Source organism: Methylobacterium sp. WSM2598 (assembly GCF_000379105.1).
GTDB lineage: Bacteria > Pseudomonadota > Alphaproteobacteria > Rhizobiales > Beijerinckiaceae > Methylobacterium.
This window is the reverse complement of record NZ_KB900609.1, coordinates 1,801,233-1,828,151: the sequence shown is the minus strand read 5'-3', so window position 1 is coordinate 1,828,151 and position 26,919 is coordinate 1,801,233. Positions and strand designations below refer to the sequence as shown.

Annotated in this window: 22 protein-coding genes; 16 read left to right on the top strand and 6 right to left on the bottom strand. The window is 74.2% G+C overall.

The window, feature by feature from the left end:
• The first annotated feature begins 36 nt into the window (after positions 1-36).
• Complete coding sequence (locus MET2598_RS0108505; RefSeq protein WP_236728687.1) at positions 37-4,719, top strand: PAS domain S-box protein; 4,683 nt, start codon at positions 37-39, stop codon at positions 4,717-4,719.
• Positions 4,720-4,843: 124 nt separating this feature from the next.
• Positions 4,844-5,452, top strand: a complete 609-nt coding sequence (locus tag MET2598_RS0108500; protein WP_018260529.1) for a pyridoxamine 5'-phosphate oxidase family protein — start codon at positions 4,844-4,846, stop codon at positions 5,450-5,452.
• Between the two features lie 300 nt (positions 5,453-5,752).
• Here MET2598_RS0108500 and MET2598_RS0108495 read toward each other — a convergent pair whose 3' ends face one another.
• Positions 5,753-6,109, bottom strand: a complete 357-nt coding sequence (locus MET2598_RS0108495) for a c-type cytochrome (protein ID WP_018260528.1) — start codon at positions 6,107-6,109, stop codon at positions 5,753-5,755.
• Positions 6,110-6,383: 274 nt separating this feature from the next.
• On the opposite strand from MET2598_RS0108495, the gene MET2598_RS0108490 reads away from it, so the two are divergent.
• The 5 genes from MET2598_RS0108490 (at position 6,384) to MET2598_RS0108470 (ending at position 10,850) form a co-directional block, all read left to right on the top strand.
• Complete coding sequence (locus MET2598_RS0108490; protein ID WP_012332844.1) at positions 6,384-7,817, top strand: FAD-linked oxidase C-terminal domain-containing protein; 1,434 nt, start codon at positions 6,384-6,386, stop codon at positions 7,815-7,817.
• A gap of 189 nt (positions 7,818-8,006) precedes the next feature.
• Positions 8,007-8,384, top strand: coding sequence for a hypothetical protein (locus MET2598_RS0108485; protein ID WP_012332845.1), 378 nt, complete (start codon positions 8,007-8,009; stop codon positions 8,382-8,384).
• A 40-nt stretch (positions 8,385-8,424) separates the two neighbouring features.
• Positions 8,425-9,135 carry a class I SAM-dependent methyltransferase gene (locus MET2598_RS0108480; RefSeq protein ID WP_026190597.1) on the top strand — a complete coding sequence of 237 codons (711 nt, stop codon included), beginning with the start codon at positions 8,425-8,427 and terminating at the stop codon, positions 9,133-9,135.
• A gap of 59 nt (positions 9,136-9,194) precedes the next feature.
• Positions 9,195-10,514: a flavin monoamine oxidase family protein gene (locus tag MET2598_RS0108475; RefSeq protein WP_012332847.1), complete on the top strand. Its 1,320-nt coding sequence runs from the start codon at positions 9,195-9,197 to the stop codon at positions 10,512-10,514.
• Between the two features lie 114 nt (positions 10,515-10,628).
• A complete protein-coding gene (locus MET2598_RS0108470) occupies positions 10,629-10,850 on the top strand; it encodes a hypothetical protein (RefSeq protein WP_012332848.1) in 222 nt (73 codons plus the stop codon).
• Between the two features lie 107 nt (positions 10,851-10,957).
• Here MET2598_RS0108470 and MET2598_RS0108465 read toward each other — a convergent pair whose 3' ends face one another.
• From MET2598_RS0108465 to MET2598_RS0108455, 3 genes are all read right to left on the bottom strand, one after another.
• On the bottom strand, positions 10,958-11,314 hold the full coding sequence (locus MET2598_RS0108465) for a hypothetical protein (protein WP_012332849.1): 357 nt from the start codon (positions 11,312-11,314) through the stop codon (positions 10,958-10,960).
• A 91-nt stretch (positions 11,315-11,405) separates the two neighbouring features.
• Positions 11,406-11,669, bottom strand: a complete 264-nt coding sequence (locus tag MET2598_RS0108460) for a hypothetical protein (RefSeq protein ID WP_018260526.1) — start codon at positions 11,667-11,669, stop codon at positions 11,406-11,408.
• Positions 11,670-11,743: 74 nt separating this feature from the next.
• Positions 11,744-12,871, bottom strand: coding sequence for a S1C family serine protease (locus MET2598_RS0108455; RefSeq protein ID WP_026190596.1), 1,128 nt, complete (start codon positions 12,869-12,871; stop codon positions 11,744-11,746).
• Positions 12,872-13,113: 242 nt separating this feature from the next.
• On the opposite strand from MET2598_RS0108455, the gene MET2598_RS0108450 reads away from it, so the two are divergent.
• From MET2598_RS0108450 to MET2598_RS0108435, 4 genes are all read left to right on the top strand, one after another.
• Positions 13,114-15,798, top strand: coding sequence for an ATP-binding protein (locus tag MET2598_RS0108450; protein WP_018260524.1), 2,685 nt, complete (start codon positions 13,114-13,116; stop codon positions 15,796-15,798).
• A 221-nt stretch (positions 15,799-16,019) separates the two neighbouring features.
• Positions 16,020-18,182, top strand: a complete 2,163-nt coding sequence (gene scpA, locus MET2598_RS0108445) for a methylmalonyl-CoA mutase (RefSeq protein WP_018260523.1) — start codon at positions 16,020-16,022, stop codon at positions 18,180-18,182.
• Positions 18,183-18,256: 74 nt separating this feature from the next.
• Positions 18,257-20,122 (top strand): M23 family metallopeptidase, encoded by a 1,866-nt coding sequence (locus MET2598_RS0108440; RefSeq protein ID WP_018260522.1) that lies wholly within the window; start codon positions 18,257-18,259, stop codon positions 20,120-20,122.
• 232 nt (positions 20,123-20,354) lie between these two features.
• Complete coding sequence (locus MET2598_RS0108435) at positions 20,355-20,582, top strand: hypothetical protein (protein WP_012332855.1); 228 nt, start codon at positions 20,355-20,357, stop codon at positions 20,580-20,582.
• A gap of 12 nt (positions 20,583-20,594) precedes the next feature.
• Here MET2598_RS0108435 and MET2598_RS0108430 read toward each other — a convergent pair whose 3' ends face one another.
• Entirely contained in the window at positions 20,595-20,999 is a 405-nt protein-coding gene (locus MET2598_RS0108430) for a Uma2 family endonuclease (RefSeq protein ID WP_236728686.1), read from the bottom strand.
• 177 nt (positions 21,000-21,176) lie between these two features.
• Here MET2598_RS0108430 and MET2598_RS0108425 point away from each other — a divergent pair, with 177 nt between their 5' ends.
• From MET2598_RS0108425 to MET2598_RS0108410, 4 genes are read left to right on the top strand one after another with little or no spacing between them, the layout of a single operon-like run.
• The gene (locus MET2598_RS0108425; RefSeq protein ID WP_012332857.1) at positions 21,177-21,644 is read left to right on the top strand and encodes a (2Fe-2S)-binding protein; all 468 of its coding nucleotides are present in this window, start codon (positions 21,177-21,179) and stop codon (positions 21,642-21,644) included.
• A gap of 11 nt (positions 21,645-21,655) precedes the next feature.
• Positions 21,656-23,857, top strand: coding sequence for a xanthine dehydrogenase family protein molybdopterin-binding subunit (locus MET2598_RS0108420; protein ID WP_012332858.1), 2,202 nt, complete (start codon positions 21,656-21,658; stop codon positions 23,855-23,857).
• Positions 23,854-24,153, top strand: coding sequence for a c-type cytochrome (locus tag MET2598_RS0108415; protein ID WP_018260520.1), 300 nt, complete (start codon positions 23,854-23,856; stop codon positions 24,151-24,153). Before MET2598_RS0108420 ends, MET2598_RS0108415 begins: the two co-directional genes overlap by 4 nt.
• Positions 24,150-25,406, top strand: coding sequence for an NAD(P)/FAD-dependent oxidoreductase (locus MET2598_RS0108410; RefSeq protein ID WP_084673792.1), 1,257 nt, complete (start codon positions 24,150-24,152; stop codon positions 25,404-25,406). Before MET2598_RS0108415 ends, MET2598_RS0108410 begins: the two co-directional genes overlap by 4 nt.
• Before the next feature lie 112 nt (positions 25,407-25,518).
• Here the strand turns inward: MET2598_RS0108410 and MET2598_RS0108405 are convergent, their stop codons facing one another.
• Positions 25,519-26,070: a DUF4337 domain-containing protein gene (locus tag MET2598_RS0108405; protein WP_012332861.1), complete on the bottom strand. Its 552-nt coding sequence runs from the start codon at positions 26,068-26,070 to the stop codon at positions 25,519-25,521.
• 139 nt (positions 26,071-26,209) lie between these two features.
• On the opposite strand from MET2598_RS0108405, the gene MET2598_RS0108400 reads away from it, so the two are divergent.
• A complete protein-coding gene (locus MET2598_RS0108400) occupies positions 26,210-26,911 on the top strand; it encodes a hypothetical protein (protein ID WP_018260518.1) in 702 nt (233 codons plus the stop codon).
• Positions 26,912-26,919 lie beyond the last annotated feature (8 nt).

Below are 26,919 nucleotides of genomic sequence, written 5' to 3'. Positions count from 1 at the left end.
CCGATCGCGAACCGGCTCGCGATCCTGTCGGCGGCCGTGCTGCTGTCCCTCGCGGCGATCATCGGGTTCGTCGCCTGGCGGAGCTACCAGGTCTCCCTGCGCGAGGCGCGGATCGACGCGGCCAACCTCGCCCGCGCCCTCGACCAGCACACGGCGCGCACGATCGAGGCGGTCGGGCTCAATCTCGGGATCGCGCAATTCGCGATGGAGCGCGACGGGCTCGAGACCTTCGCCCGCACCGGCCTGGCGCTCCTCACCCGGCTCGCGGCCGCCTCCTCGCCGATCCGGGACATCGCGGTCCTCGGCGCGGACGGGAGCGTCCTCGTCGGTACCCGCGAGCACGCCGAGCCGGCCGGGGACCGGAGCTACTTCACGGTCCACCGGGACGACCCGCTGGCCGGCCTCTTCATCAGCCCGGCCTTCCGCGACCGCGCCGGCGACGACCGGGCCATCGTGGTCAGCCGCCGCCTCGCCCTGCCGGACGGGCGGTTCGGGGGCGTGATCGCGGCGACCCTCGACGTCGACTATTTCCGCCGGTTCTACCGGACCATGGAGGTCGGCCCGGGCGGGGTCGTCGCGCTGCTCGGGGCGGACGGGCGCCCCCTCGTGGTCCATCCGTGGCGCGACGACGGCGGCGACCTGCCCCGCCTCGATCTCGCCGCCGCGCTGCCGCCCGGGGCGGAGGCCGGCCTCGTCACGGAGGCGGCCGATGCGCAGGGCGTCCTGCGCCTCGTCGCCTACCGCCGCGTGGAGGCGCTGCCGCTCGTCGCGGTGGTGGGTCTCGCCCGCGAGGACGCGCTCGGGTCCTGGCATCGCCAAGTGCTGGTCCTGACCGGGATCGCCCTGGCGGCGCTCGGCCTGACCTGGCTGATCGGGCTGCGGCTCGGTCGAACCCTGGCGCAGCAGCGGGCGAGCGAGACCCTGTTCCGGGCGATGTTCGAGGCGGCGAGCGAGGCGCAGTTCATCTGCCGGCTGGAGACGGACGGGTCGTTCCGGCTCGAAGCCTGCAACCGGGCCGCGGCGGCGCGGCTCGGCGCGGCGCCCGAGGCGCTGGTCGGGCGGCCCCTCGGCGGGGCGCTGCCGGCCGGGCGGGCCGCGCGGATCGAGGCGGACCTGCGCCGCTGCCTCGCCGCGGGCAATCCGATCCGCCTTCAGGAGAGCGGGGATGGGGCCGGGCGGGTCTTCGAGGAGGTGCTCACCCCCCTGCGGGACGAGGCGGGCCGGCTCGACCGCGTCCTGGCCTCGATCCGCGAGATCACCCACCTCAAGCGCGCCGAGGCGGAGACGCGCGAGGCGGTCCGCCGGCTGCTGATGGCCGAGGAGATCGCGCATGTCGGCCACTGGCGCATCGACCTGCGCGACGACAGCATGACCTGGTCGCGGGAGGTGTTCCGGATCCACGGCCTCGAACCCGGCAGCGTCGCGCCGACGCTCGCGGCCGCGCTCGGCTTCTGCCACCCGGACGACCGGCCCGCCGTGGCGGCCTCGATCGAGGCCCAGATCGCGTCGAAGCAGCCCGCCACCGACGCGATGCGCATCGTCCGGCCGGACGGCAGCATCCGCCACGTGGTCACCCGCGCCCTGTGCGAGTTCGGCCCGGACGGCGCCGTCGCGGCCCTGTTCGGCACGCTGAGCGACGTCACGGAGCTGCGCCGCGTCGAGCGCGAGGCGGCCGAGGCCGCCTCCCTCCTCGCCACCACGCTCGAGAGCATGGACCAGGGGCTGATCGTGGTCTCCCCCGAGGGCCGGATCGAGATCTGCAACGCGCGGGCGCTGGCGCTCCTCGGCCTGCCGCCCGAGCTGATGGCCGGGAAGCCCACGACCCACGAGGTGCTCGAGCACCAGTGGCGGAGCGGCGAGTTCGCCGGGGCCGAGGAGGAGGTGCGCCGCCTGATGCGCGCGGGCGGGATCGTGCCCGAGCCCCACACCTACACCCGCGTGCGGCCGAACGGGACCGTGCTGGAGATCCGCACCATGCCGATGGCCGGCGGCGGCCTCGTGCGGACCTACACCGACATCACGGCCCGGCGTCAGGCCGAGGAGGCCCTGCGCGAGAGCGAGAGCCGCCACCGGCTGATCGCCGAGAACGTCAGCGACGTCATCACCCTGCGCCGCGCCGGCGGGGACGGCGCCCTGCTCTACGTCTCACCCGCGATCCGGACCGTGCTCGGCTACGCGCCCGAGGACTTCGCCGCGCGGCCCGCAGAGTCCCTGCTCCACCCCGAGGACCGGGACCGGGTCGCGGCGGTCACCGCCGCCATCGACGCCGCGCGGCCCACCGCCACCAGCGTGCACCGGCTGCGTCACCGGGACGGGCACTGGGTCTTCGTCGAGACCGCCCTGACCTGGATGCAGGGGGAGGGCGCGCGGGGCGCGCGCATCCTCGCGGCGATGCGCGACGTCAGCCGGCGCGTCGCCGCCGAGGCGGCGGTGCGCGAGAGCGAGATGCTCTACCGGCTGCTCGCCGAGACCACGAGCGACGTGATCACCCGGCTCGACCTCGGCCTCGCGTGGCAATACGTGTCGCCGGCCTGCCGCGCGGTCCTCGGCTACGAGCCCGAGGACTTGCTGCGCCAGCGCCCCTCCGCGGTGGTCCATCCGGACGACCTGCCGGCCCTGCAGGACCTCGCGCGGCGCCTCGCCGCCGGCGAGATCGCGGGCGAGCATGTGACGACCACCTTCCGCACGCGCCACGGGCGCGGCGGCTTCGTGTGGACCGAGGCCGGCCTGAGCCTGATGCGGGACGAGGGCGGGGCGCCGGTCTCGATCGTCTGCTCCCTGCGCGACGTGACCGCCCGCAAGGCCGCCGAGGCCGCCCTGGAGGCCAGCGAGGCCCGCTACCGGTTCCTCTCGGAGAACGGCAGCGACATGATCGTCCAGGCCGACCGGGACAGCGTGCGCCGCTACGTCTCGCCGGCCTGCCGCGAGATCCTCGGCTACGAGCCGGAGGAGATCGTCGGCACCAAGCCCCTCGACGGCGTCCATCCGGACGACCGCGCCGCCCTCGCGGCGACCCTCGCGGACCTCGCCGCGGGGACGCGCGACGTCGCCACGAGCCGCCAGCGCTACCGGCGGCGGGACGGCAGCTACGTCTGGGTCGAGGCGAAGTTCCGCCTCCTGCGCGACGCGGAGGGACGGGCCGAGGGCTACGTCGCCTCGGTGCGCGACGTCTCCGAGCGCCAGCGCCAGGCCGAGGCGCTGGAACTCGCCCGCGACGCCGCCGAGCAGGCGAGCCGGGCCAAGACCGACTTCCTCGCCTCGATGAGCCACGAGATCCGCACGCCGCTCAACGGCATCCTCGGCTACACCGACCTCCTGCTCGACGATCCGAGCCTCGGCGGCGGGCAGCGCCGGCAGGCCGAGCGCATCCAGTCGGCCGGGGCGGCCCTGCTCACCATCGTCAACGACATCCTCGACTTCTCGAAGATCGAGGCCGGCCAGATCGAACTCGACCCGCAGCCCTTCCTGCTCGACGCCCTCCTCGACAACACGGTCTCGGTGGTGCGCGGCTTCGCCCGCAAGAAGGCGATCGCGGTGGCGGTCCGCCTCGACGGCGCGGCCCCGCGCACGCTGGTCGGCGACCAGGACCGCCTGCGCCAGATCCTGCTCAACCTCCTCAACAACGCGGTGAAGTTCACCCATGCGGGCTCGGTCACGCTGGCTGTGGCCTGCGAGAGCCCGCCGGGGGCGACGGCTTGCCTGCGCTTCGCCGTCAGCGACACCGGGATCGGGATCCCGCGGGACAAGCACGAGCGCCTGTTCCAGCGCTTCAGCCAGGTGGACAATTCGATCCGGAGGGATTTCGGCGGCACCGGCCTCGGGCTGGCGATCTCCAAGAACCTCGTCGAGCTGATGGGCGGCACGATCGGGGTGGAGAGCGTGGTCTCCGAGGGCACGACGTTCTGGTTCACCGTGACGCTGCCGGTGGGGGGCGCCGTCGCGGCGCCCGCCGCGCCGGGCCGCGCCGCCCTCGCCCAACTCCCCGCCCGGATCCTCCTGGTCGAGGACCTGGAGATCAACCAGGACATCGCCCGCGCCGTGCTGGAGGCGGCCGGGCACGAGGTCGACGTCGCCTCGGACGGGCTGGAGGCCATCGTGGCCGTGCAGGCCAAGTCCTTCGACCTCGTGCTGATGGACGTGCAGATGCCCGGCATGGACGGGCTCACCGCCACCCGCCACATCCGGGCGCTGCGCCCGCCGGTCTGCACCGTCCCGATCGTCGCCATGACGGCGAACGTGCTGCCGGCCCAGATCGCCGAGTTCCGCGCCGCGGGCATGGACGACCACGTCGGCAAGCCGTTCAAGCGCGACGACCTCCACCGGGTGGTGGCCCGCTGGAGCCGGGCCCAGGAGCGGGCGCGCCCGCTCCCCCCGGGCGCCCCCGACGGGCCCGTCCTCGACCGCGCCGTCTACGAATCGGCCCGCGGCCTGCTCGGCCCGCAGGGCGTGACGCGCCAGCTCGCCCGCCTCGTGGCCCAGCTCGACGAGCGGCTCGGGGAGGCGCGGCTCTCGCCGGAGGATCGGGACCGGCTCGCCGGCGACGCGCACGCCATCGTGGCGGCTTCGGGCCAGCTCGGCTTCGTCGAGCTCTCCCGCGCCTGCGCCGCGCTCGAGGCGGCCTGCGAGAGCGGGCTCGGCCTCGATCCGGCGGTGGCGCGGGTGCGCGCGGCGCGGCGCCGCGCGCTCCTGGCGATCGAGGGCCTGCGCGCGGTCGCCTGATCCGGGGGCGCGCGAGCCCCCGGGCGGCGGGGCGCCCCCGGCGCGGGCCCTGCCCGCGGCGACGGCGACACGCCCGGGGAATCCCCATAGGCTTCGCCGCTCCGGGAGAGGGACGGCCGCAGCCATGACCGAGACCAGCCGCGAGGCGATCCGCCGCCATTACGGGGAACCGAGCCCGCGGGCCGTGAACAAGCAGCTCGCGCGCCTCGACGCCCACGCGCGCGCCTTCATCGCGCTCTCGCCCTTCCTGGTGATCGCCTCCGCGGACGCGGCGGGGCGGGGCGACGCCACCCCGCGCGGCGACGCGCCCGGCTTCGTCGCCGCGCCGGACGACGCCACGCTGGTGATCCCGGACCGGCCCGGCAACCGGCGGGTCGACACGATGCTGAACGTCGCCGAGAACCCGCAGGTCGGGTTGCTCTTCCTGGTGCCGGGCATCGACGAGATGCTGCGCGTGAACGGCCGCGCCCGCCTCACCACCGACCCCGCCCTGCTCGCGCCGCTGGCGGTGGCCGGGCGCGCGCCGGTGGCGGGCCTGATCGTCGCGGTCGAGGAGGTATTCTTCCATTGCGGGAAGGCCGCGATGCGCGCGCAACTCTGGGCGCCGGAGGCGCGGGTCGAGCGCGCGCGCTTCCCGACGCTCGGGTGCATCCTCGCGGACCAGATCGCCGGCGAGGACGCGGCCGAAGCGGAGCGGGCCATCGAGGAGAGCTACCGCACCCGGCTCTACTGATCCGGGATCCGCTTGGTCGAAGCGGCTCCCGGATCAGGATCCTGCGCGGCGCCTGTGCGCGGCGCCTGAGCGAAGCCGACATCCGCATGGCCGAAATGGGAGATGGCAACGCCATCGACCGGATGTCGGATGAGGCGCCGCAGCGCCCCGCCCGCCCCGGATCGGGCCCTGGGCCACAAGCCCAAGGGGCCACAAGCCCAAGGGAACGCAAGCCAAATTGACCACTCGCCCGAGACGAACAAGCCAAACAAAAAACCCCGCCGCGCGCGCGACGGGGCCGAACCCTTGCGGGCCGCGATCTTACTGCTGGGTCTTCAAGTAGGCGACGAGGTCGTCGATCTTCTTGTCTTCCTTGAGTCCGGCGTAGATCATCTTGGTGCCGGAGACCAGGCCCTTCGGGTTGGCGAGCCACTTGTGCATGGTGGCCTCGTCCCAGGTCAGGCCCGAATCCTTGAGCGCGGCGGAGTAGCTGTAGCCCTCGTGGGTGCCGGCCTTGCGCCCGACGACGCCCTTCAGGTCGGGGCCGACGCCGTTCTTGCCGAAGGCGTGGCAGGCCTTGCACTGCGAGAACAGCTTCTCGCCGGCGGCGGCGTCCTGCGCCTGCGCCGTCAGGGGGGCGAGCAGCGCGAGGGCGGCACCGAGGATGAACTGACGCATGAGGGTCCCTCCGATAGGCCTCGATCGACGGCCAGATTGCCCGTGGGCGAGCGTGGATATGGCCTAGGTTTCGAGCTGGTAAAGTTAAAAACGCGACCGGGTCGATCCGGGTGCGTGCGGCGAAAAGAAGCTGCGCCGGCGGGCAAATCAATGGGACGAAAGTTCATGGCGCGACAACGCGTTGTGGCGCGTGCCGGTGCGTGCGGCGCGGGAGCGGTCTATACGGTTGCGGGAACGATGCGGGCCTCCGTCCCGCCGACCCCGAGGAGACGCCATGACGATCGCCTTCCCGGCCCCCGATCCCGCCATCCTCGCCCGCCGCGACGCGATCATCGAGGGCCTGCGCCCGCTGGTGGCGCCCGAGGCCCTGGTGACGAGCGAGGACGAGCGGCGCGCCTTCGAGACCGACGGGCTCACCGCCTATCGGCGCATGCCGCTCGCGGTGATCCTGCCCTCCAGCACGGCGGAGGTCGCCGCGGTGATGCGCTACTGCCACGCCGAGGGCGTGCGCGTGGTGCCCCGCGGCGCCGGCACCTCGCTGGCGGGCGGCGCCATCGCCCAGGAGGACGCGGTGATCCTCGGCGTCGCCAAGATGAACCAGGTGCTCTCCCTCGACTACCGCAACCGGACCGCCCGGGTGCAGGCCGGCATCACCAACCTGGCGATCAGCGGCGCGGTCGCGCACGAGGGCTTCTTCTACGCCCCCGACCCGTCGAGCCAGCTCGCCTGCACCATCGCGGGCAACATCGCGATGAATTCGGGCGGGGCCCACTGCCTGAAATACGGCGTCACCACCAACAACCTGCTCGGCGTGACGCTGGTCCTGGTGGACGGCACCGTGGTGGAGATCGGCGGCGAGCACCTCGACGGCGCGGGCTACGACCTCTTGGGCCTGATCTGCGGCTCGGAGGGGCAGCTCGGCGTGGTCACCGAGGCGACGGTGCGGATCCTGCGCGCCGCCGAGGGCGCGCGGCCGGCCCTGATGGGCTTCGGCTCGGTCGAGGCGGCGGGCGCCTGCACGGCCGCGATCATCGGCGCCGGCATCATCCCGGTGGCGATCGAGTACATGGACCGGGAGGCGATCACCATCTGCGAGGCCTTCGCCAAGGCCGGCTACCCCCTGGACGCCGAGGCGATGCTGATCATCGAGGTCGAGGGCTCGCCCGAGGAATGCGACGCGATGCTGGCGCGCATCGTCGAGATCGCCAGACCCTTCAACCCGACGAGCCTGAAAGTCTCGCAATCCGAGGCCGAGAGCGCGGCGATCTGGAAGGGACGCAAATCCGCCTTCGGGGCGACCGGCCGGATCTCGGACTACATCTGCATGGACGGCACCATCCCGACCGGGCAGCTCGCGCCGGTGCTGGAGCGGATCGGCGAGATCACGCGGCATTACGGGCTGCGCTGCGCCAACGTCTTCCACGCGGGCGACGGCAACCTGCACCCGCTGATCCTGTTCGACATCAACACGCCCGGCGAGATGGAGAAGGCCGAGAAGGCCGGCGAGGACATGCTCAAGCTCTGCGTCGAGGTGGGCGGCTGCCTCACGGGCGAGCACGGCGTCGGCATCGAGAAGCGCGACCTGATGAACGTGCAGTACGCGCCCGAGGACCTCGCCCAGCAGATGCGGGTGCGGGCCGTGTTCGACCCGGCCTGGTTGATGAACCCCGCCAAGGTGTTTCCGCTGGAGGGGCGCATCGCCGCCTGACGGGACCGGGGCCCGCCCGGGGGGATCGGCGCCGCCCGGGCGCGGCGCTGCGGCGCCGACTCGCGCCGAGCGTCACAAAAAACCCGAACTCCCCGGGCACCTCCGGCCGGGTTCCCGCCCGCCGATCGGGTCAGCGCCCGCAAAGACGGGCTCGATCGTCGCGGGCCACATCGCTCTCGGGGCTTGCCAGTGATCATCCGCCACCACGCCGCGACCGACGCCTTCACGCGCCTGCACCGGACCTTCACGGTCCATCTCGGCATCGCCCTGGTCTTCGCCTGGGGCACCGCCCTGGCGGCGGCCTGCTACGCGCCCTGGGTGCGCAACATCCGTCCCCTGCTCGATCCGGGCAGCGGCCGGGTCGAGAGCACGCTGTCCTTCCTGTTCGCGATGCCGGTGGTGCTGACCCTCGCCTGGGCGGCGGCGCAGTTCGGCCGCGAGACCCTGCGGCGCACGCAGCTGCTCGCGAACGCGGCGGCGGAATTCGCCCTCGCCGCCGCGGTCGCCTTCGGGGTGTTCTACGTCGCGATCGACCGGGCCGTGGCGGCCCTCTCCCTCGGGTTCTGAGCGGATGGCGCCGGGAGCGCCGATCCGGCGGGTGCCGCCGATGCCGGCCTCCTGGCGCGACTTCTGGAACCGCGACACTCCGATCTACGTCAACGATCGGCACCGGTCGCGGCACTACGCGGGTCTCGCCGAGGATCTCGTCGGGCTCGTGCCCGGTCCGCGGGCGACCCTGCTCGATTACGGCAGCGGCGAGGCCCTCTCGGCCGATCGGGTCGCCCGCGCCTGCGCCCGGCTCTACCTCTGCGACGCGGCCCCCCGGGTGCGCTCCGGGCTCTCCCGCCGCTTCGGGGCGGAGCCCCGCATCGTGGTCCTGGCGCCGGAGGACCTCCCCGCCCTGCCCGATCGCGGCCTCGACCTGATCGTCGCCCATTCGGTGGCGCAGTACCTGACCGCGGAGGAGTTCGCGGGGCTGCTGCGGCTCTGGCACGCCAAGCTGAGGCCCGGCGGCCTGCTGATCGTGGCCGACGTCATCCCGCCCGACCTCGGCCCGCTGGCGGATGCCCTCGCGCTCCTCGGCTTCGGCTATCGCGAGGGATTCCTCGCGGCGGCCCTCGCCGGGCTCCTGCGCACCGCCCTGTCGGATTACCCGTCCCTGCGCCGCCGCCTCGGCCTCACCCGCTACGACCGTGACGAGATGCTGGCGCGGCTGCGGGAGGCGGGGTTCGACGCCGAGCCCCGCGCCAATCTCGGACATAACCGGCGCCGCCTCGCCTTCGCGGCCCGCCGCCCTGCGGCGCGGGCGCCCGCTTGAAAGGCGCCGGCCGGCGCCGATCTCCCGTCCTCGACGCGAATCCCACCGAGGCCGAGGCGATGCCGCTCTCCCGCCGCTCCCTCCTCGCCGGCGCGGCCGCCCTGGCCCTGCCGCGCCGCGCCCGCGCCGCCGAGGATGCCGAGGTCGCGGTGATCGGGGCCGGGGCGGCCGGGCTCGCGGCCGCCGCCGCGGTCACGCGGGCGGGGCACAGCGTCGCGGTGCTGGAGGCGCGGGCCAGGATCGGCGGGCGCGCCTTCACGGATGGCAGCCTGGGCCCGGACCGGGCCTTCGACGCCGGCGGGCAGTACATCCACTGGGCCGAGCGCAATCCCTGGAAGGCGGTCGCGCTCGCGGACGGCGTGCGGCTCACCACGGACGAGGCGGGTCCCTGGCCGAGCCTGATCATCGACGGCGCGCCGGCGACCGACGAGACCCGCCGCCGCCGGCGCGCGGGTTTCGTGCAGCTCACCGCCCTGCTCGACCGGGACCATCCCGGCGAGGACCGCTCGATCGGCGAGGCGGCCCGGGCCGTCGACCCGGCCCTCGGGCAGGCGGCGGCCGGGCTGACGCGGCTCTCGCTCGGGGAGGAGCCCGACCGGGTCTCCCTGCACGATTACGACCAGCTCTGGGCCGGCGAGGATCTCTGGGTCGACGGCTACGGGGCCCTCGTCGCCCGCCACCACGCGGGCCTGCCGGTCCGCACCGGCTGCCCCGTGCGGCGGGTGGATTGGAGCGGCCCGGGCGTCGCCCTCGACACGCCGGCGGGCCGCCTGCGCGCGGCCGTGGCGATCGTCACCGTGCCGGTCGGCGTGCTGGCGGCCGGGGCGCTTCGCTTCACCCCCGAGCTTCCCGCCGATCTCGCCGCGGCGATCGACGGCCTGCGCATGGGCGCCTACACCAAGGTCGCCCTCGCCCTCGATCCGGCGCGGGCCGGGGACCCGCGCGACGCGGTGATCCTGCGCTCGGCGCGGGGCGACGCGCCCGACCTCACGGCCTATCTGGAGATGCGCCCCTTCGGCCGCCCGCTGGCGGTGCTGCACCTGGGGGGCGACGCCGCCCGCCTGCTCTGCGAGGCCGGCGAGGCGGCCGCGGTGGCGGCGGCCACGGACGCGTTCGCCAGCGTGTTCGGCGCGACCGCGCGGGCGAGCGTGACCGCCGGGCGCCTCGCCGCGTGGTGGACCGACCCCTTCGCGCGCGGCAGCTACTCGCTCGCCCGGCCGGGCCGGGCCGGTGCCCGGGCGGCCCTGCGACGGCCGGTCGGCGAGCGCCTGTTCTTCGCCGGGGAGGCCGCTTCGGGCGGCGGCGCGATGACGGTGGGGGGCGCGACCTTGGACGGCGAGCGGGCGGCCGCGGCGGCGCTGGCGGCGCTCGGCCACTGAGCCGCCCGGGTGGGCAGGGGCGGCGCGCGCCCTATATGAGGAAGGGAGCGGCCCCGGGGCGACGCGATGGCGCGATCCGTCCCGCGCCGGGCCGCCGGGCAGAAAGGCCGATGGATGTCGGGAGAGAACAGCGCGACCCGCGACCGCGCCGAGACTCGCGCCGCCCGCGCGCAGATGCAGGCGGAGGCGGCCGCGGTCGCCTGGGCGGATCTGGAGAAGGCGAACCGCCAGCGCGACGAGAACATGGCCCGCCTGCGGGCGATGCGCCTCACCAAGGAGGCCGAGGCCGCCGAGGCAGCCCGGGCCGCCCCGCCCCGCAAGGCGCGCAAGCGCTGAGGATCACCCGCCGGAGCGGCCGCCGCTTCGGCGGCGGGAATGATGGGGGGACCGGAATCCGAGCAGAACCGCGCCGGGCCGTTCTGCTCAGGCCCCGGCGCGAGGCGTCAGTGCAAGGCGCGCCGGGGCTCCCCGGTGCGCTGCTCTTCCCAGGCTTCGAGGTTGGAGCGGGTGACGCCGCCGTCGCAGAGGCGGCTGCTGAGGTCGATGAAGGCCCGCTCGCGCGATTCGAGATCCTCCGCGCTGCCGGTCTCGTCGTCCTCCGCGTCCTCGGCGCTCGCGAAGCGATCGAAGGCGGCCGAGAGCTGCGCGAAGGCGAGGGCGACCGGCATGGTGCGGAAGATGGTGACGAAGTCGTCGTCCACGTCCCCGGTACAGAGGTCCCGCATTCGCACCGCGTAGCCATCCGCGTGCTCGGCGATCTCGTATTGCCAGTGACGGCCTTCGCAGGCTGCTAGGATCATCGCGCTCTCCCGCCCGTGCCCCTTGTCGAATGCGGGGCGCGCCAGGGTGGTTCCGCGCGGGGCGCGCTGCCCTTGCCGGAAACGCACCGGATCAGCGCCGCGTGCCGGCCTCGAAGACCGCCCGGCCGCCCACCCGCAGCTGGGTGCCGTTCCCCAGATCGACGAAGCCCGGCGCCGGCCCGGCCCGCAGGGGCTCCGGGCGCGGCGCCTCGCGGCAGCCCGGCCGGTCGGGGAGCCGCACGCCGGGCGGGGCGTCCTGCGGGCAGAGACGCGGGCGCGCCTCCCCGCCCCGCGCGGCCCCCGCCGCGGCGACGAGCCCGAGCAGGACGAGGAGGGCGGCACGGGGTGGGCGCATGGGCCGAGCCTCTGCGGGCGTGAGGAGGGCGCGCGGCGACGCCTCGCGGGGATGCGCGGCGCGCGGGCGCGGCGTCAAGGGACGCGCTGCCCCATATCGGCCGTGGTGATCTGGAGCGTGCGCGGCCGCCCGTCGCGCAGGATGGTCAGTTCCAGGGTCCGGCCGACGCCCGCCTCCTGGATCGCCGCCGTGAGGTCGGCCAGGCGGTGGACCGGGCGGTTGTTGACCCCGACGATGATGTCGCCCAGTTCGCCCGTGGCCGGGTCGACGCCGCGCAGGCCGGCGGCGGCGGCCGGCGATCCGCGCAGCACGCGCACCACCGCGACCCCGTCGATGCCGAGCCGGGCGGCCGCCTCCTCCTGCGCCGCCACGATGCCGATCCCCGGGCTCGGCGCGCGGCCCGTGCGGATCAGGTCCGGCACGACGCGGTTGACGACGTCGATCGGCACCGCGAAGCCGATGCCGGCGCTCGCGCCCGAGGGCGAGAAGATGGCCGTGTTGACCCCGATCACCCGCCCGGCCGAGTCGAGGAGCGGCCCACCGGAATTGCCCGGGTTGATCGCCGCGTCGGTCTGGATCACGCCCGAGAGCTCCCGCCCCTCCTGGGTCGGCAGGCGCCGCTGCAGGGCGCTGATCACCCCCGAGGTCAGGGTGTGGTCGAGCCCGAACGGGTTGCCGATCGCGTAGACGAACTGCCCGACCTTGAGGTCGGCGGAGCTGCCGATGGCGATGGGCGGCGGCATGGCGCTCACCCGCCCGAGGCGCAGCACCGCGAGGTCGTAGTTGGGCGCCGCGCCGACCAGGGTCGCCGGCACGATCTCGCCGCTCGACAGCCGCACCGAGATCTCCGAGCCGCCCTGGATGACGTGGTTGTTGGTGACCACGTGGCCGCCCGCGTCCCAGACGAAGCCGGTCCCGGTCTGCTCGCTCCCCTGCCCGCCCTGCTCGGTGCCGTCCGTGCCCTGGCGCATCAGGTCCTGCACGCTGGGGGCGCGGCGCGCGAAGACGTAGACAACCGAGGGGGCGGCGCGCTCGAACAGCGCCACGGTGGCGGCCTCGGCGGGGGCGAGGTCGCCGCGCGGGGTGACGGCCCGCGGCTGCTCCACCGAGAACAGCAGGGCGGTCAGGTAGGGCTGCGCCACGAACAGGGCGAGCAGCCCCAGCGCGGCGCCGAGGGCGATCCGCACGAAACGATCCGGCACGTTGGCACTCCCCGGCAGCCGATCCGCCCCGCAACTGGGCTTTGCCCCTAACTGGACCAGCCGCGGGGCATCTTCAATGCGCGGGTTTCCCGCCCTCCGCGTCGGCTACGGAAAGGATGCAACCGCCGAACGCATTAAGCCGTCGTCAGCTATCGCGGGCGAGTCGCCGCCGTGGTATCCGTTCGGCGGCCATCATATCGCGCAGCAGAGGCGGCCGTCGTGCAGGGTCATCGGTGACATGAATGCTGCCGCGCCGCGCACCGCCCCTCTGGATTTACATCGTCGGTCTGAACCTGACTTTACTGGTGCCGGCGCTGGCGGTGACGGCCGTTCTGCTGCACCGGTGGGTCGTGGCGGAGCAGGCGCGCCTGGAGAACGCCACCGCCGCCCGCAACGCGCAGGCGCTGGAGAAGGTCGACCGGTTCCTCGCCTCGCAGATCGCGATGTTGCAGGCACTGGCGACCTCCCCGGCCCTGGAGGCCGGTGACCTCGCGCGGTTCAACCGGCAGGCCACCGCCCTCTACGCGCTGCAGGGCACGAACATCATCCTGCGGGACCGGACCGGGCAGGAGTTCGTCAACACCCACGTCCCCTTCGGCACCGCGCTTCCGAGCATCCTGCGCGACGTCGACGCCGCAATCGTGGCGACGGGGGCGCCGGCGGTGTCGGACTTCCTGATCGGCGCCGTGTCGCGGGAGCCGGTGGTGCGCGTGAGCGTGCCGGTGACGCGGGAGCAGGGCGTCGCCTACATCCTCAGCGCGAGCATCCCGGCCGGGCAGATCGGCGCGCTGATCCGCGAGGCCGGCGTCGCCCCGCCCTATTCGGGCTCGGTGAGCGACCGCCGCGGCATCATCATCGGGCGCTCGGCCGCGACCGAGTCCGCGGCCGGCAAGCCCCTGCCGGGCTTCGGCGAGATCGCGGGCGAGCGCGGCAGCTGGAGCGGCCGGAACATCGTCGGCGAGCTGGTCTTCGGGACGTACCAGCGCTCGGCCCTGTCGGGCTGGACCTTCACGGTCGGGATCGAGCGGCAGGCCCTGCAGGCGCCGCTGACCGCGTCGCTGCGGGTGCTGGTGCCGGTCATGGTCGGCCTCGGCCTCCTGGCCGCGGCGATGTCGGTCCTGGTCGGGCGCCGGATCCTGCGCGCCAACGACGTCCTGCTCGCGGGGGCCCGTGCCCTGGCGCGGGGCGAGGTGATCGCCCCGGCCTCGACCAGGGTGGGCGAGGCCGACCAGATCGGCGTCGCCCTCGCCTCCGCCTCCCTGCAGCTGCGGATGCAGGCGGACGCCCTCCAGGCGATCAACCGGGACCTGGAGCGCCGCGTCGCCGTCCGCACGCGCGAGCTTGCCGGCAAGGAGGCGCTGCTGACCATGACCCTGGACGCGATGGACCAGGGGCTCGTCATGGTGGACGGGGCCGGCATCGTCGCGGTGACGAACCGGCGCGCCGCCGACCTCCTCGGCCTCGACCCCGCCTTCCTGGCCTCGCGGCCGAGCTGCGAGGCGATGCGCGAGGCGCTGCAGGCCAGGGGCGAGTTCGCCGCCCTCGACCCGGCGATCCGGGACGGGCTCCGGGACCGGGACCTCGACCGGATCGGCGCCCGCTACGAGCGCGTGCGGCCGAACGGCCAGGTGCTCGAGGTCGCCAACACGGCCACGGCGGATGGCGGGATCCTGCGCATCTACACCGACGTGACCGCCCGCAAGGCGGTCGAGACGGCGCTCGCCGAGGCGCACCGGCTCGCCCAGCAGGCCCGCCGCGCCGCCGAGGCCGCGAGCGCCGCCAAGACCGACTTCCTGGCGACCATGAGCCACGAGATCCGCACGCCCCTGACCGCGGTGCTGGGCTACGCGGATCTGCTGACGGCGCGCAGCGACCTCGAGACCGAGCAGGCGCGGCTGGTCGGCCGGATCGTGACCGCCGGCGAGGCGCTGCGGACGATCGTGGACGACGTCCTCGACTTCTCCCGGATCGAGGCGGGCCGCGTCGACCTCGCCCCATGGCCCTTCTCCCTCGCCGACCTGATCGAGGAGGCGCTGGCCCTGGTCCGCCCCGAGGCGGACCGCAAGGGCCTGCCGATCGCCGTCGCGATCGAGCCCGGCCTGCCGCCGCGCCTCGTCGGCGACGTCGACCGGCTGCGGCAGATCCTGCTCAACCTCCTCAACAATGCGGTGAAGTTCACGCCGGCCGGCAGCATCGGGCTCGCGGTGGCGCGGGACCCGACCGGCCCTGCCGAGGGGGGCGGGCTGCTGATCTCCGTCCGCGACACCGGGATCGGCATCCCGGCGGACAAGCACGCGCGCCTGTTCGAGCGCTTCAGCCAGGTGGACGGCTCGATCCAGCGGCAATACGGCGGGACCGGGCTGGGGCTGGCGATCAGCCGCCGCCTCGTCGAGGCGATGCACGGGCGCATCGGCGTCGAGAGCCGCGAGGGCGAGGGCTCGACCTTCTGGTTCCGCCTCGCCCTGCCGGCCGCCGAGCCGGACGCGGATCCGCGCGGCGGCGGTCCGGCGGAGCGGCCGCGGGTCGGGCCGGGGCGCATCCTCCTGGCCGACGACGTCGCCATCAACCAGGAGATCGTCCGCCGGGTGCTGGAGGCCCGCGGGCACGTCGTCGAGGCCGTCGACGACGGGGCGGCGGCGATCCGGGCCGTGCAGGAGGGCCGCTACGACCTCGTCCTGATGGACGTGCAGATGCCGGGGACGGACGGGCTCACGGCGACCCGCCGGATCCGGCAGCTGCCGGGCGACCGGGGCCGCGTGCCGATCCTGGCGCTCACCGCGAACGTGCTGCCCGCCCAGGTCGCGGCGTTCCGCGCCGCCGGCATGGACGACCACATCGGCAAGCCGTTCCGCCGCGACGACTTCGTCGCGACGGTGGAGCGCTGGCTCTCCGGGCCGCTGCGGGCGCCGCGCCGGGCGGCCGGTTGAGGCTCGCGGCGAGCGCGCGGGCGACGATCATCGGCGGGAACCGGGAGCCGGGCGTGGCGATCGAGACCGGCCGCGCGCCCTCCCCCTTATGCGGCGGGATCCGCCCGGCCGGCGATCCGACGCGGCGGCGCGGCGCCCTCCTCCCACCTTCATCCCATTGGCCCTCCTCGCGGCGGCGCCTATAGTTGAGGGCAGCACCACCGAACGAGGGCCCCAGGCCGATGACCCGCATCCCGGATTTCTCGGACATCGCCTTCTCGGCGCCGGGCGAGGTCGCGCCGGCGGCGGCCCCGGGTGAGCCCTGGATGACGCCCGAGGGCATCCCGGTGAAGGGCCGCTACGGCCCGGAGGATCGTCGGGGCCTCGACTTCCTCGACACGTATCCGGGCGTCGCGCCCTTCCTTCGCGGCCCCTACCCGACCATGTACGTCACCCAGCCCTGGACGATCCGGCAATATGCCGGCTTCTCCACGGCCGAGGACTCGAATGCCTTCTACCGGCGCAACCTCGCGGCGGGCCAGAAGGGGCTCTCGGTCGCCTTCGACCTCGCCACCCACCGCGGCTACGATTCCGACCATCCCCGCGTCTCGGGCGACGTCGGCATGGCCGGGGTCGCGATCGATTCCATCTACGACATGCGCACCCTGTTCGCGGGCATCCCCCTCGACCAGATGACCGTGTCGATGACCATGAACGGCGCCGTGCTGCCGATCATGGCGCTCTACATCGTCGCCGCCGAGGAGCAGGGCGTGCCTCCGGGCAAGCTCGCCGGCACCATCCAGAACGACATCCTCAAGGAGTTCATGGTCCGCAACACCTACATCTACCCGCCGGCCGGCTCGATGCGGATCATCTCGGACATCTTCGCCTACACCTCGGCCCACATGCCGAAGTTCAACTCGATCTCGATCTCCGGCTACCACATGCAGGAGGCGGGGGCGACGCAGGACCTCGAACTCGGCTACACGCTGGCGGACGGGGTCGAGTACATCCGGGCGGGCCTCGCCGCCGGCCTCACCATCGACCAGTTCGCGCCGCGCCTGTCCTTCTTCTGGGCGATCGGCATGAACTTCTTCATGGAGGTCGCCAAGATGCGGGCCGCGCGCCTGCTCTGGGCCAAGCTCGTGAAGGAGTTCGGGCCGAAATCGGACAAGTCCCTGGCCCTGCGCACCCACTCGCAGACGAGCGGCTGGTCGCTCACCGCGCAGGACGTGTTCAACAACGTCACCCGCACCTGCGTCGAGGCGATGGCGGCGACGCAGGGCGGCACGCAGTCGCTGCACACCAACGCCCTCGACGAGGCGCTGGCGCTGCCGACCGACTTCTCGGCCCGGATCGCGCGCAACACCCAGCTCTTCCTGCAGCAGGAGAGCGGCACCACCCGGATCATCGATCCCTGGGGCGGCTCCTACTACGTCGAGCGCCTGACCCGCGACCTCGCGGGGCGCGCCTGGGAGCACATTCGGGAGGTCGAGGGCCTGGGCGGCATGGCCAAGGCGATCGAGGCCGGCATCCCGAAGCTGCGCATCGAGGAGGCCGCGGCCCGCGCCCAGGCCCGGATCGATTCCGGCCAGCAGACCATCGTGGGCGTCAACAAGTTCAAGCCGGACGGCGACCGGCCGCTCGAGCTCCTGCGCGTCGACAACGGCAACGTCCGGGCGATGCAGATCGACAAGCTCAAGCGGCTGCGCGCCGAGCGGGACGAGGCGGCGGTGGCGGCGGCGCTCGACGCGCTGACCCGGGCCGCCTCGGGCAAGGAGAACCTGCTGGCGCTCGCCGTGGAGGCGGCGCGGGCCAAGGCGACGGTCGGGGAGATCTCGGCAGCGCTGGAGCGGGCCTGGGGCCGGCACCAGGCCGAGATCCGCTCGATCTCGGGCGTCTACAAGCGGGAGATGGGGGGCATGTCGGGGGCGGTCGAGCGGGTGCGCAAGCTGGTCGAGGCCTTCGAGGAGGCGGATGGGCGCCGCCCCCGCATCCTCGTCGCCAAGATGGGCCAGGACGGGCACGACCGGGGCCAGAAGGTGATCGCCTCGGCCTTCGCGGATCTCGGCTTCGACGTCGATATCGGGCCGCTCTTCGCCACGCCCGAGGAGGCGGCGCGGCAGGCGGTGGAGAACGACGTGCACATCGTGGGCGTCTCGTCGCTGGCGGCCGGCCACCTCACGCTCGTCCCCGAGCTGAAGGCGGCGCTGGTCGCGGCCGGCCGGCCCGACGTGATGATCGTGGTCGGCGGCGTGATCCCGCCGGGGGATTTCGAGGCGCTGCGCAAGGCCGGCGCCTCGGCGATCTTCCCGCCCGGCACCGTCATCGCGGAAGCCGCCGCGACCCTGATCGCCGAACTCAACCAGCGCCTCGGCTACGCCGCCCGGGAGGCGGCCGAGTAGGCCGGCCGCAAAACGGTCACGGTTGTCCGGCCTGAGACGGGAGCTCCTCCCGCCTCTCACACCCGGGTTCGCGCGTGCAGGCCGGTGCCTCCGACATCCTCGACGACACCGCCTTCTCGCGTCCGGGCGGCCAGAAGGTCAGCCTGCGCTGGCTCGCCGCCTGCCTGCTCACCGGCATCGCCGGCGCCGCCCTGCTCGGCCTCGCCCTCGACCTCGCCGCCTCGGACGGCATCGTCGCGGTCCCGCCCGACCTCGCCCTGCACCCGCGTGCCGAGGCGGGCGTGCCCGGCGAGGCCGGGACCGCGCCCGCGGAATTCGCCGCGCGCAAGGGCGACCGGCTGGTGCGCGACGAGGTCGTGGTGGCGGCCAAGCGCGAGTTCCGCGCGCCGCTGAGCGAGACCGTCGGCGAGCGCGAGGTGATCCGCGTCCACCAAGTGGTGCAGGTGGCCACGGACCTGTCGCTGCGCGCCCCCGAGGCGCCGATCCCGCCCTTCGACCCGATGCGCGGCGCCGGGAGCGAGGCCGTCACCGAGGAGACCGGCAGCGATCCGGCCGAGACCGCCGTGACCCTGGTGCGCTCGCCCCTGGCGGAGGCGCCGGAGACCGAGGCCCCCGCCCTCTCGGACGAGGAGGTCGACGCGCTCGTGGCCGAGACGCAGCGCCTCGCCGGGGGACCGGGGCCGCTGCCCCCTGCCTTCCCGCCGGAGCGGATGCTCTCGCGGGCCCTGCGCCTCGGGGCGGGCCGCGAGGAGGACGAGGCCCCCGCGGGGGCGATCGACGTGAAGATCCTGCCGGAGAACCTGACCGAGATCGCCGAGACCGCGGCGGCCGCGGCCGGCCCCCTGTTCGAGACCCGCGAGGCGGTGATCGGCAAGGATCAGGCCCTGGCGGCGATCCTGCGCGAGACCGGCGCCGGGCCCGACCGGGTCGCCGCGATCCTGGCGGCGCTCAGCCCGCGCGCGCGGGACGAGCTGCCCGAGGGCCAGCACCTGCGCCTGCTGATCGCGCGCGAGGGCCCGACGCCGGGGATCGCCCGGGTGACGCTCTACGGCGAGGACGGGATCGAGGAGATCGCCGCCGCCAACGACCGCGGCGGCTTCGTGTCGGTGGCACCGCCGCGGCCGGGGGCGCCGGCGGCCGAGGAGGAGGGCGGCGTTAGCCTCTACGAGAGCCTCTACGGCGCGGCGCTGAAGAACGGGGTCCCGCCCGGCGTCATCGAGGACCTCGTGCGCGTCCTGGCCTCCGGCAGCGACCTGCAGAGCCGCACCGGGCCCGGCGACCACGTCGAACTCCTCTTCACCGCCGACGAGGATTCCAAGCCGGAACTGCTCTTCGCGGCCCTGCGCAGCCGCGGGGAGACGCAGAGCCTCTACCGGTTCCGGGGGCCGGGAACGGGCGAGGTCGAGTACCTCGACGCGGAGGGCCGCTCGACGCGCAAGTTCCTGATCCGGCGGCCGGTGGCCGAGGGGCGGATCAGCTCCCCGTACGGGGCGCGCCTGCACCCGATCCTCGGCTATTACCGGATGCACAACGGCGTCGATTGGGCGGCGACCCGGGGCACGCCGATCATGGCGACGGGCGACGGCGTGGTGATCGCGGCGGGCGCCCGCTCGGGCTACGGCAACCGCGTCGAGATCCAGCACGCCAACAACTACGCCACCGCCTACAACCACATGGCCCGGATCGCGCGCGGCATCGTGCCGGGGGCGCGGGTGCATCTCGGCCAGGTGATCGGGTCGGTCGGCACCACCGGCCTCTCGACGGGGCCGCACGTCCACTACGAGGTCGCGATCAACGGGCGCTTCGTCGACCCGATGAAGATCCGGCTGCCGAGCGCGCACGCGCTCACCGGGCCGGCCCTCGCCGCGTTCCGGGCGGTCGAGGAGCAGGTCGACGGGCTGCGCCACCGCCACGGCACCGCCGCCGCGGCGCGGATGTGATCCGGGATCCGCTTGGATCAACCGGATCCCGGATCACATCCGCGCGGCGCCTGAGCGAAGCCCACATCCGCCAACCCGAAGGGATTTTTCGGAGGTGGAATGAGCGGCCCGCGCGGCCGGGGAAGAGTCTTCCACGCGGCGGCAGCCCCGGAGCAGGGACTTCTCCGAACCGAGCGAAGTTCGAAAAGCGCGTCCATTGATTGCGCGGGCTCGCGACGCGAGATTCCGCCCCATGAGCGAGCGCCCCGACACCGGCTACGATCCCTACGGCGAGCGGTTGACCGCCGTGCCGGCGAGCCCGACGGAGGCCGGCGACCGGCGCGCGCGCCGAGTGGCGATCGCGGTGTTCTGGAGCCTCGCGCTGCTGCTCGTCGTGGGACGGGTCACGCTCGGCGGCGCGCCGCAGGCCGGGAGCCCGATGCAGGTCACCGCCGCGAGCGGCGCGACCGCGATCCGCTGAGGCGCGAGGCCGTCAGACCAGGTCCGCGAGCGGGACCGTGACGCCGGCGAGGAGGTCGGCCCGCGGCACCAGGACGGAATCGGGTCCGTGGTCGCGGATCTCGGCGTAGCCCGCCTCGCCGCGCGGCCCGCGATGCACCCGCGCCTGCCGCTCCTGGGCCGCGATCACCCAGGACTCGGCAATGCCGGAGCGGGCGTAGAGCCGGGCCTTGCGGCCGAGATCGTAGGCGAGGCTCGAAGCGGCCACCTCGATCACCAGCAGAATCTCGGGCCGGCGCAGATCCTCGGCGCTGAAGCGGCGCAGCGCCGGATCTTCGCGGCCCGGGGGAACGTGGATGGTCTTGGCAGCTCGATGGTCTTGGCAGCTCGATGGTCTTGGCGGCTCGATGGTCTTGGCGGCTCGCTCGGTCTCCCGCACAGACTAACACCTGCGACCTGCGCGGGACCAGCAACCGGAGATGGCGTCCGGTCGCGCCTGCGCCGATTGACGGCGCTGCCGCGCCGCCTAGTTCCCGTGCGCTTGGACGGTGGACCGGCCCTGGGCAGCGGCACCGCAGCGCGGCACGGCCGCGCCCGAGGGAGGGGCAGGATCGCCATGATGCGTCTCACCGTGAACGGGTCCGTGCGCGAGGTCGACGCGGAGCCCGACACGCCCCTGCTCTGGGTGCTCCGCGAGCAGGTCGGGCTGACCGGAACCAAGTACGGCTGCGGCATCGCGCAATGCGGGGCCTGCACGGTTCACATCGACGGGCAGGCCGTGCGCTCCTGCTCGGTCCCGGTCTCGTCGCTGGGCGAATCCCAGAGGATCGTCACCATCGAGGGGCTGAGCCCCGACCGCTCGCACCCGGTCCAGAAGGCCTGGGCCGCCCTCGACGTGCCGCAATGCGGCTTCTGCCAATCCGGCATGATCATGGCCTCGGCGGCGCTGCTGGCGCAGAACCCGCGGCCCTCCGACGAGGAGATCCGCCGGGAGATCACCAATATCTGCCGCTGCGGCACCTACAACCGCGTGCTCGCCGGGATCCGCCTCGCCGCCGAGGGCGGCGAGAGCGGGCGCGGCTGAGGGAGGCCGGGATGACGCAGGACCTGAACCGAGCCCCGTCCCGCCGCGGCGTCCTGGCCGCCGCCGCCGCCGTCGCCGGCGGCTTCAGCCTCGGCTTCCACGTTCCCGGCGCGGGCGCCGAGGAGGCCGCGCCGGGCGCCGCCGCGGCCTCCGCGCCCGAGATCAATGCCTGGGTGGTGGTGAGGCCCGACGAGACCGTGGTGATCCGCATCGCCCGCTCCGAGATGGGCCAGGGCACCCTGACGGGCCTCGCCCAGCTCGTGGCCGAGGAGCTCGGCTGCGACTGGGACCGGGTCACGACCGAGTACCCGACGCCGGGCCAGAACCTCGCCCGCCGCCGCGTCTGGGGCGATTTCTCGACCGGCGGCAGCCGCGGCATCCGCGAATCCTACGTCGCGGTCCGCCAGGGCGGCGCCGCCGCCCGCCTGATGCTGGTCTCCGCGGCGGCGGCCGGATGGGGCGTGCCGGCCGGGGAGTGCCGGGTCGAGAAGGGCGTGATCGCGCATCCGGGCTCGGGCCGCACCACGACCTTCGGAGCGGTCGCCTCCCGCGCCGCCGCCATGCCGCCGCCCAAGGACGTTCCCCTCAAGGATCCGAAGGACTGGACCATCGCCGGCAAGCCGCTGAAGCGGCTCGACACCGCCGCCAAGCTCGACGGCAGCCAGGTCTACGGCATGGACCTGCGGCTCGACGGCATGCTCAACGCCGCGATCCGCGACTGCCCGGTGGTGGGCGGCCGGGTCAGGAGCTTCGACGCCGCCGCGGTGGAGCGGATGCCCGGCGTCAGGAAGGTGGTGCCGGTCGGGGAGACCGCCGTCGCGGTGGTGGCCGACACCTTCTGGCGGGCCAGGACCGCCGTCGAGGCGCTGCCGATCGTCTGGGACGAGGGCCCGAACGCCGCCGCGTCGAGCGCGACCATCGCCGCCATGCTGCGGGAGGGCCTCGACGCCGAGGAGGCCTTCGTCGGCAACAAGACCGGCGACGCCAAGGCGGCCCTGCGGGACGCCGCCAGGGTGGTCGAGGCGACCTACGCGGTCCCGTTCCAGAACCACGCCACCATGGAGCCGATGAACGCCACCGCCCGCTGGACGCCGGAGCGGTGCGAGGTCTGGACGCCGACCCAGAACGGCGAGGCGGCGCTGGCCGCGGCGGCCGAGGCGGCCGGCCTCTCCCCGCGGCAATGCGAGGTCTACAAGATCCACCTCGGCGGCGGCTTCGGGCGGCGCGGCGCGACGCAGGACTGGGTGCGGCAGGCGGTGCTGATCGCCCGGGAGATGCCCGGGACGCCGATCAAGCTGATCTGGACCCGCGAGGAGGACATGACGCACGGCCGCTACCACCCGGTCACGCAGTGCCGGATGCGCGCCGCCCTCGACCGGGACGGACAGCTCACGGGCCTGCACATGCGCATCTCCGGCCAGTCGATCCTGGCGGCGATCGTGCCGGGCCGGCTCGGGCCGGACGGCAAGGATCCGGTGACCTTCCAGGGCCTCAATCCCGGCGGGGCCGAGGCAGCGATCGGCTACACGATCCCCAACCTCCTGATCGACCACGCGATGCGCAACCCGCACATCCTGCCGGGCTTCTGGCGGGGCGTGAACACCAACCCGAACGCCATCTACCTCGAGTGCTTCATGGACGAGGTGGCGCACGCGGCCGGGCAGGATCCCCTCGCCTTCCGCCGCAAGCTGATGGCGAACCATCCCAAGCACCTCGCGGTGCTGAACGCGGTCGCGGAGCGGATCGGCTGGGATCGCCCGCCGCCCGCGGGCGTGCATCGCGGCCTCGCCCAGATCATGGGCTTCGGCAGCTACGTGGCGGGCGCCGCCGAGGTGTCGCTGCGCGACGACGGCGGCGTCCGGATCCACCGGATCGTCGCGGCGACGGATCCGGGCGTGGCGGTCAACCCGCAGCAGATCGCCGCCCAGGTCGAGGGCTCCTTCGTGTACGGGCTCTCGGCGGCCCTCCACGGCGAGTGCACGGTCAAGGACGGGCGCATCGAGCAGACCAACTTCGACACCTACCCGGTGATGCGGATGGACGAGATGCCGGCGGTCGAGGCGATCCTGATGCCCTCGGGCGGCTTCATCGGCGGCGTCGGCGAGCCGACCATCGCGGTCGCGGCGCCGGCGGTCCTCAACGCCGTCTTCGCGGCCACGGGCAAGCGGGTGCGCCAGCTCCCGCTGCGCAACACGGACCTGCGGCGCGCGTGAAGGGTCTCGGCGCGCTCCTCCTCGGCGGGGCGGCGCTCGCCGTCCTGCCCGCGGCCCGGGCGGCGCCGCTGCGGGCGCCGCCGGGCGCCTCCTCCTGCTCGGGCTGCCACGCGGCCCACGGCGAGGGCGCCTTCGGGCCGATCGCCGGCCGTCCGGCGGCGGAGATCGAGGAGGCCCTCGCGGCCTACCGGGCGGGCGCGCGCCCGGCCAGCGTGATGACCCGGATCGCCAAGGGCTTCACGCCCGAGGAGAGCCGGGCCATCGCCGTCTATCTCTCGCAGCAGGGGGCGCCGTGACGCGGACCACGCGACGGATCGTGCTCGGCGGGCTCGCCGGCCTCGCGCTCGGCCGGCCGGCCCTGGCCGAGGGCGCGGGGGGCCGCGTCGTCATCGTCGGGGGCGGCTTCGGCGGCGCCTCGGCGGCCCGGGCCCTGCGCGACGCGGGCGCCGCGGTCACCCTGGTCGAGGCCGAGCCCGGCTACACGGCCTGCCCCTTCAGCAACGAGGTCATCGTCGGCCTGCAGCCGATGGCGGCGCAGCGTTTCGGCTACGAGGGCCTCAGGGCCGCCGGCATCGCGGTGGTGCAGGACCGTGCGACCGGCATCGACGGGGCGAGGCGGAGCGTCGCCCTGGCGGGGGGCGGCAGCCTCGCCTACGACCGGCTGATCCTCTCGCCCGGGATCGCCCTGCGCTTCGACGCGATCCCCGGCTACAACGAGGCCGCCGCCGAGGCGATGCCCCATGCCTGGAAGGCCGGGGCGCAGACCGACCTCCTCGCCCGGCAGCTCGCCGCGATGCCGGATGGCGGCACGGTGGTGATGGCGGTGCCGGGCAACCCGTATCGCTGCCCGCCCGGCCCCTACGAGCGCGCCAGCCTGATCGCCTGGCTGCTCAAGGCCCGCAAGCCCCGCTCCAAGCTGATCGTGCTCGACGCCAAGGACACGTTCTCGAAGCAGAAGCTGTTCCAGGCGGCCTGGACGGCGCTCTATCCCGACCACCTGGAATACGTGCCGCTCGCGGAGGGCGGGCAGGTCACGGCGGTGGATCCGGCCGGGATGACCGTCAGGACCGACTTCCAGGACTACCGGGCGGACGTCGCCTGCATCATCCCCCCGCAGCGGGCGGCGCCGATCGCCGCGGCGGCGGGTGTGGCCGACCGGTCGGGCTGGTGCCCGATCGACCCGGTCACCTTCGAGTCCCGCCTCGTGCCCGGCATCCATGTCATCGGCGACGCCGCGATCGCCGGGGCGATGCCGAAATCCGCCTTCTCGGCCAATGCCCAGGCGAAGGTCTGCGCGCAGGCCGTCGCCGACCTCCTCGCCGGGCGCGCGCCCGCCGCCCCGAAGCTGATCAACACCTGCTACAGCCTCGTCGCCCCCGGCTACGGCATCTCCGTCGCGGGGGTGTACCACCCGGCGAACGGCGTGCTGGCCGATGTCGAGGGCGCGGGCGGGACCAGCCCGCTCGACGCGCCCGCGGCGGTCCGGGCCGAGGAGGCCGCCGAGGCGGCGGCGTGGTACCGGACCATCACGGGCGAGGTCTTCGGGTGAGGCGCTGCGCTAGAGCATTTTCCGACGAAGTGGATGCCGGTTCGTCGCGGACAATGCGGCAAGATCAAAGATCGAGAGCGGCACCCGATTGCAACGTGATCGGGTTGCCGCTCTAGAACAGGTGGATGGCGTGGGGCGCGAGCAGGCCGACCCCGAGCATGCCGATCCCGGCCACGCCGAGCAGGCCGCCCGCCACCGCGAGCGCCACGATCCCGGTGATGACCTGGGCGGAGGCGAGCACGATGCCGATCTGGAAGGCCGCCGAGGCGACCTCGTAATGGTGGTAGCGCGCGAGCGCGAGGTCGCGCCTCTCCTCGGCCTCCTTGGCGCGCGCGGCGAGTTCCTTGCGCCCCTCCCCGGTGGAGGGCTCGGATTCCCAGCGCGCGATCGTCTTCTGCCAATCCTCGACCTGCTTCCTGACCGCGTCCGGCGCCGCGCCGGCCTCGAGCGCCGCCTGCTCCGAGGCCGTCCGCACCATCGTGGCGCGAATCGTCTTGGCCTGGAAGAACGACCACAGATTGCTCGCCTGGACGTTCGCCCCGAGCGCGTCCGTCTGCGCGCTCTTGGCGAAGGTCTCGCCCAGCGCCAGGAACAGCGCCAGAACCGAGATCAGCAGCGCCACCTTCTTGTTCGACCCCTCGACCGACCCGTGACCGCCCGACATCGTCGTCTCCCTGCGTCAGCGCGGCTCCCTCATACGCGACCGGGCGGCGAGCGCCAGGGGCCTCATTGCCACTTCCCTCGGCGCGGGCGGTGAGGCAGGCGGTGCGGGACGACCCGCCACCGTTCCCGAGGACGCCCCGATGGTTCCGATCCGCCCGCTGCTCCCCGTCATCGCCCTCGCCGCCCTGCCCGCGCAGGCCGCCTCCCCGGCCGCGCCCAGCCCCTGGCCCGACACCTACCTGAGCCGCGTCGAGGCGACGGCGGTGGTTCAGACGCTGAACGCCCAGCTCCTCGCGGCGCGCAGCGCCACCGCGACCCTCGAAGCGTGGTGCGGGGCCCATCGCCTCGCCCCGGAGCCCCGCCTCGTCGCCCGCCTCGTGCGCGAGATCGACCGCCCCGCCAGCCCCGAGACCCGCCAGCGCCTGCAGGTCGGCCCCGACGAGCCGGTGCACTACCGCCGGGTGCGCCTCGCCTGCGGCGAGCACGTCCTGTCGGAAGCGGACAATTGGTACGTTCCGGCGCGCCTCACGCCGGAGATGAACCGGGTGCTTGAGACCACCGACACGCCGTTCGGCCGCGCCGTGCAGGAGCTGAAGCCGACCCGCCAGACGGTGGAGAGCCGCCTCCTGTGGCAGCCCCTTCCCGAGGGCTGGGATCAGGCCGCGCCGGCGGGCGGCGCCTGCGGGCCGCTCCCGATCCCGGAGGCCCTGTTCAGCCACCGGGCCGTGCTGTTCACGGCCGCCCGCCAGCCCTTCTCGGAGGTGGTGGAGACCTACGCGCGGGCCGTCCTCGACTTCCCGCGGGCGCCGCGTCCCGCGGATCCCGCCTGCCTCAAACCCTGACGAGGCCA

Bases quoted from the DNA above. Each gene is read 5' to 3' on its own strand.
- MET2598_RS0108435 (WP_012332855.1), top strand. From the start codon at position 20,355: ATGAGCGAGCGCCCCGACACCGGCTACGATCCCTACGGCGAGCGGTTG.
- MET2598_RS0108425 (WP_012332857.1), top strand. From the start codon at position 21,177: ATGATGCGTCTCACCGTGAACGGGTCCGTGCGCGAGGTCGACGCGGAG.
- MET2598_RS0108400 (WP_018260518.1), top strand. From the start codon at position 26,210: ATGGTTCCGATCCGCCCGCTGCTCCCCGTCATCGCCCTCGCCGCCCTG.
- scpA (WP_018260523.1), top strand. From the start codon at position 16,020: ATGACCCGCATCCCGGATTTCTCGGACATCGCCTTCTCGGCGCCGGGC.
- MET2598_RS0108465 (WP_012332849.1), bottom strand. From the start codon at position 11,314: ATGATCCTAGCAGCCTGCGAAGGCCGTCACTGGCAATACGAGATCGCC.
- MET2598_RS0108495 (WP_018260528.1), bottom strand. From the start codon at position 6,109: ATGCGTCAGTTCATCCTCGGTGCCGCCCTCGCGCTGCTCGCCCCCCTG.
- MET2598_RS0108500 (WP_018260529.1), top strand. From the start codon at position 4,844: ATGACCGAGACCAGCCGCGAGGCGATCCGCCGCCATTACGGGGAACCG.
- MET2598_RS0108475 (WP_012332847.1), top strand. From the start codon at position 9,195: ATGCCGCTCTCCCGCCGCTCCCTCCTCGCCGGCGCGGCCGCCCTGGCC.
- MET2598_RS0108470 (WP_012332848.1), top strand. From the start codon at position 10,629: ATGTCGGGAGAGAACAGCGCGACCCGCGACCGCGCCGAGACTCGCGCC.
- MET2598_RS0108460 (WP_018260526.1), bottom strand. From the start codon at position 11,669: ATGCGCCCACCCCGTGCCGCCCTCCTCGTCCTGCTCGGGCTCGTCGCC.
- MET2598_RS0108490 (WP_012332844.1), top strand. From the start codon at position 6,384: ATGACGATCGCCTTCCCGGCCCCCGATCCCGCCATCCTCGCCCGCCGC.
- MET2598_RS0108405 (WP_012332861.1), bottom strand. From the start codon at position 26,070: ATGTCGGGCGGTCACGGGTCGGTCGAGGGGTCGAACAAGAAGGTGGCG.
- MET2598_RS0108420 (WP_012332858.1), top strand. From the start codon at position 21,656: ATGACGCAGGACCTGAACCGAGCCCCGTCCCGCCGCGGCGTCCTGGCC.
- MET2598_RS0108450 (WP_018260524.1), top strand. From the start codon at position 13,114: ATGCTGCCGCGCCGCGCACCGCCCCTCTGGATTTACATCGTCGGTCTG.
- MET2598_RS0108480 (WP_026190597.1), top strand. From the start codon at position 8,425: ATGCCGGCCTCCTGGCGCGACTTCTGGAACCGCGACACTCCGATCTAC.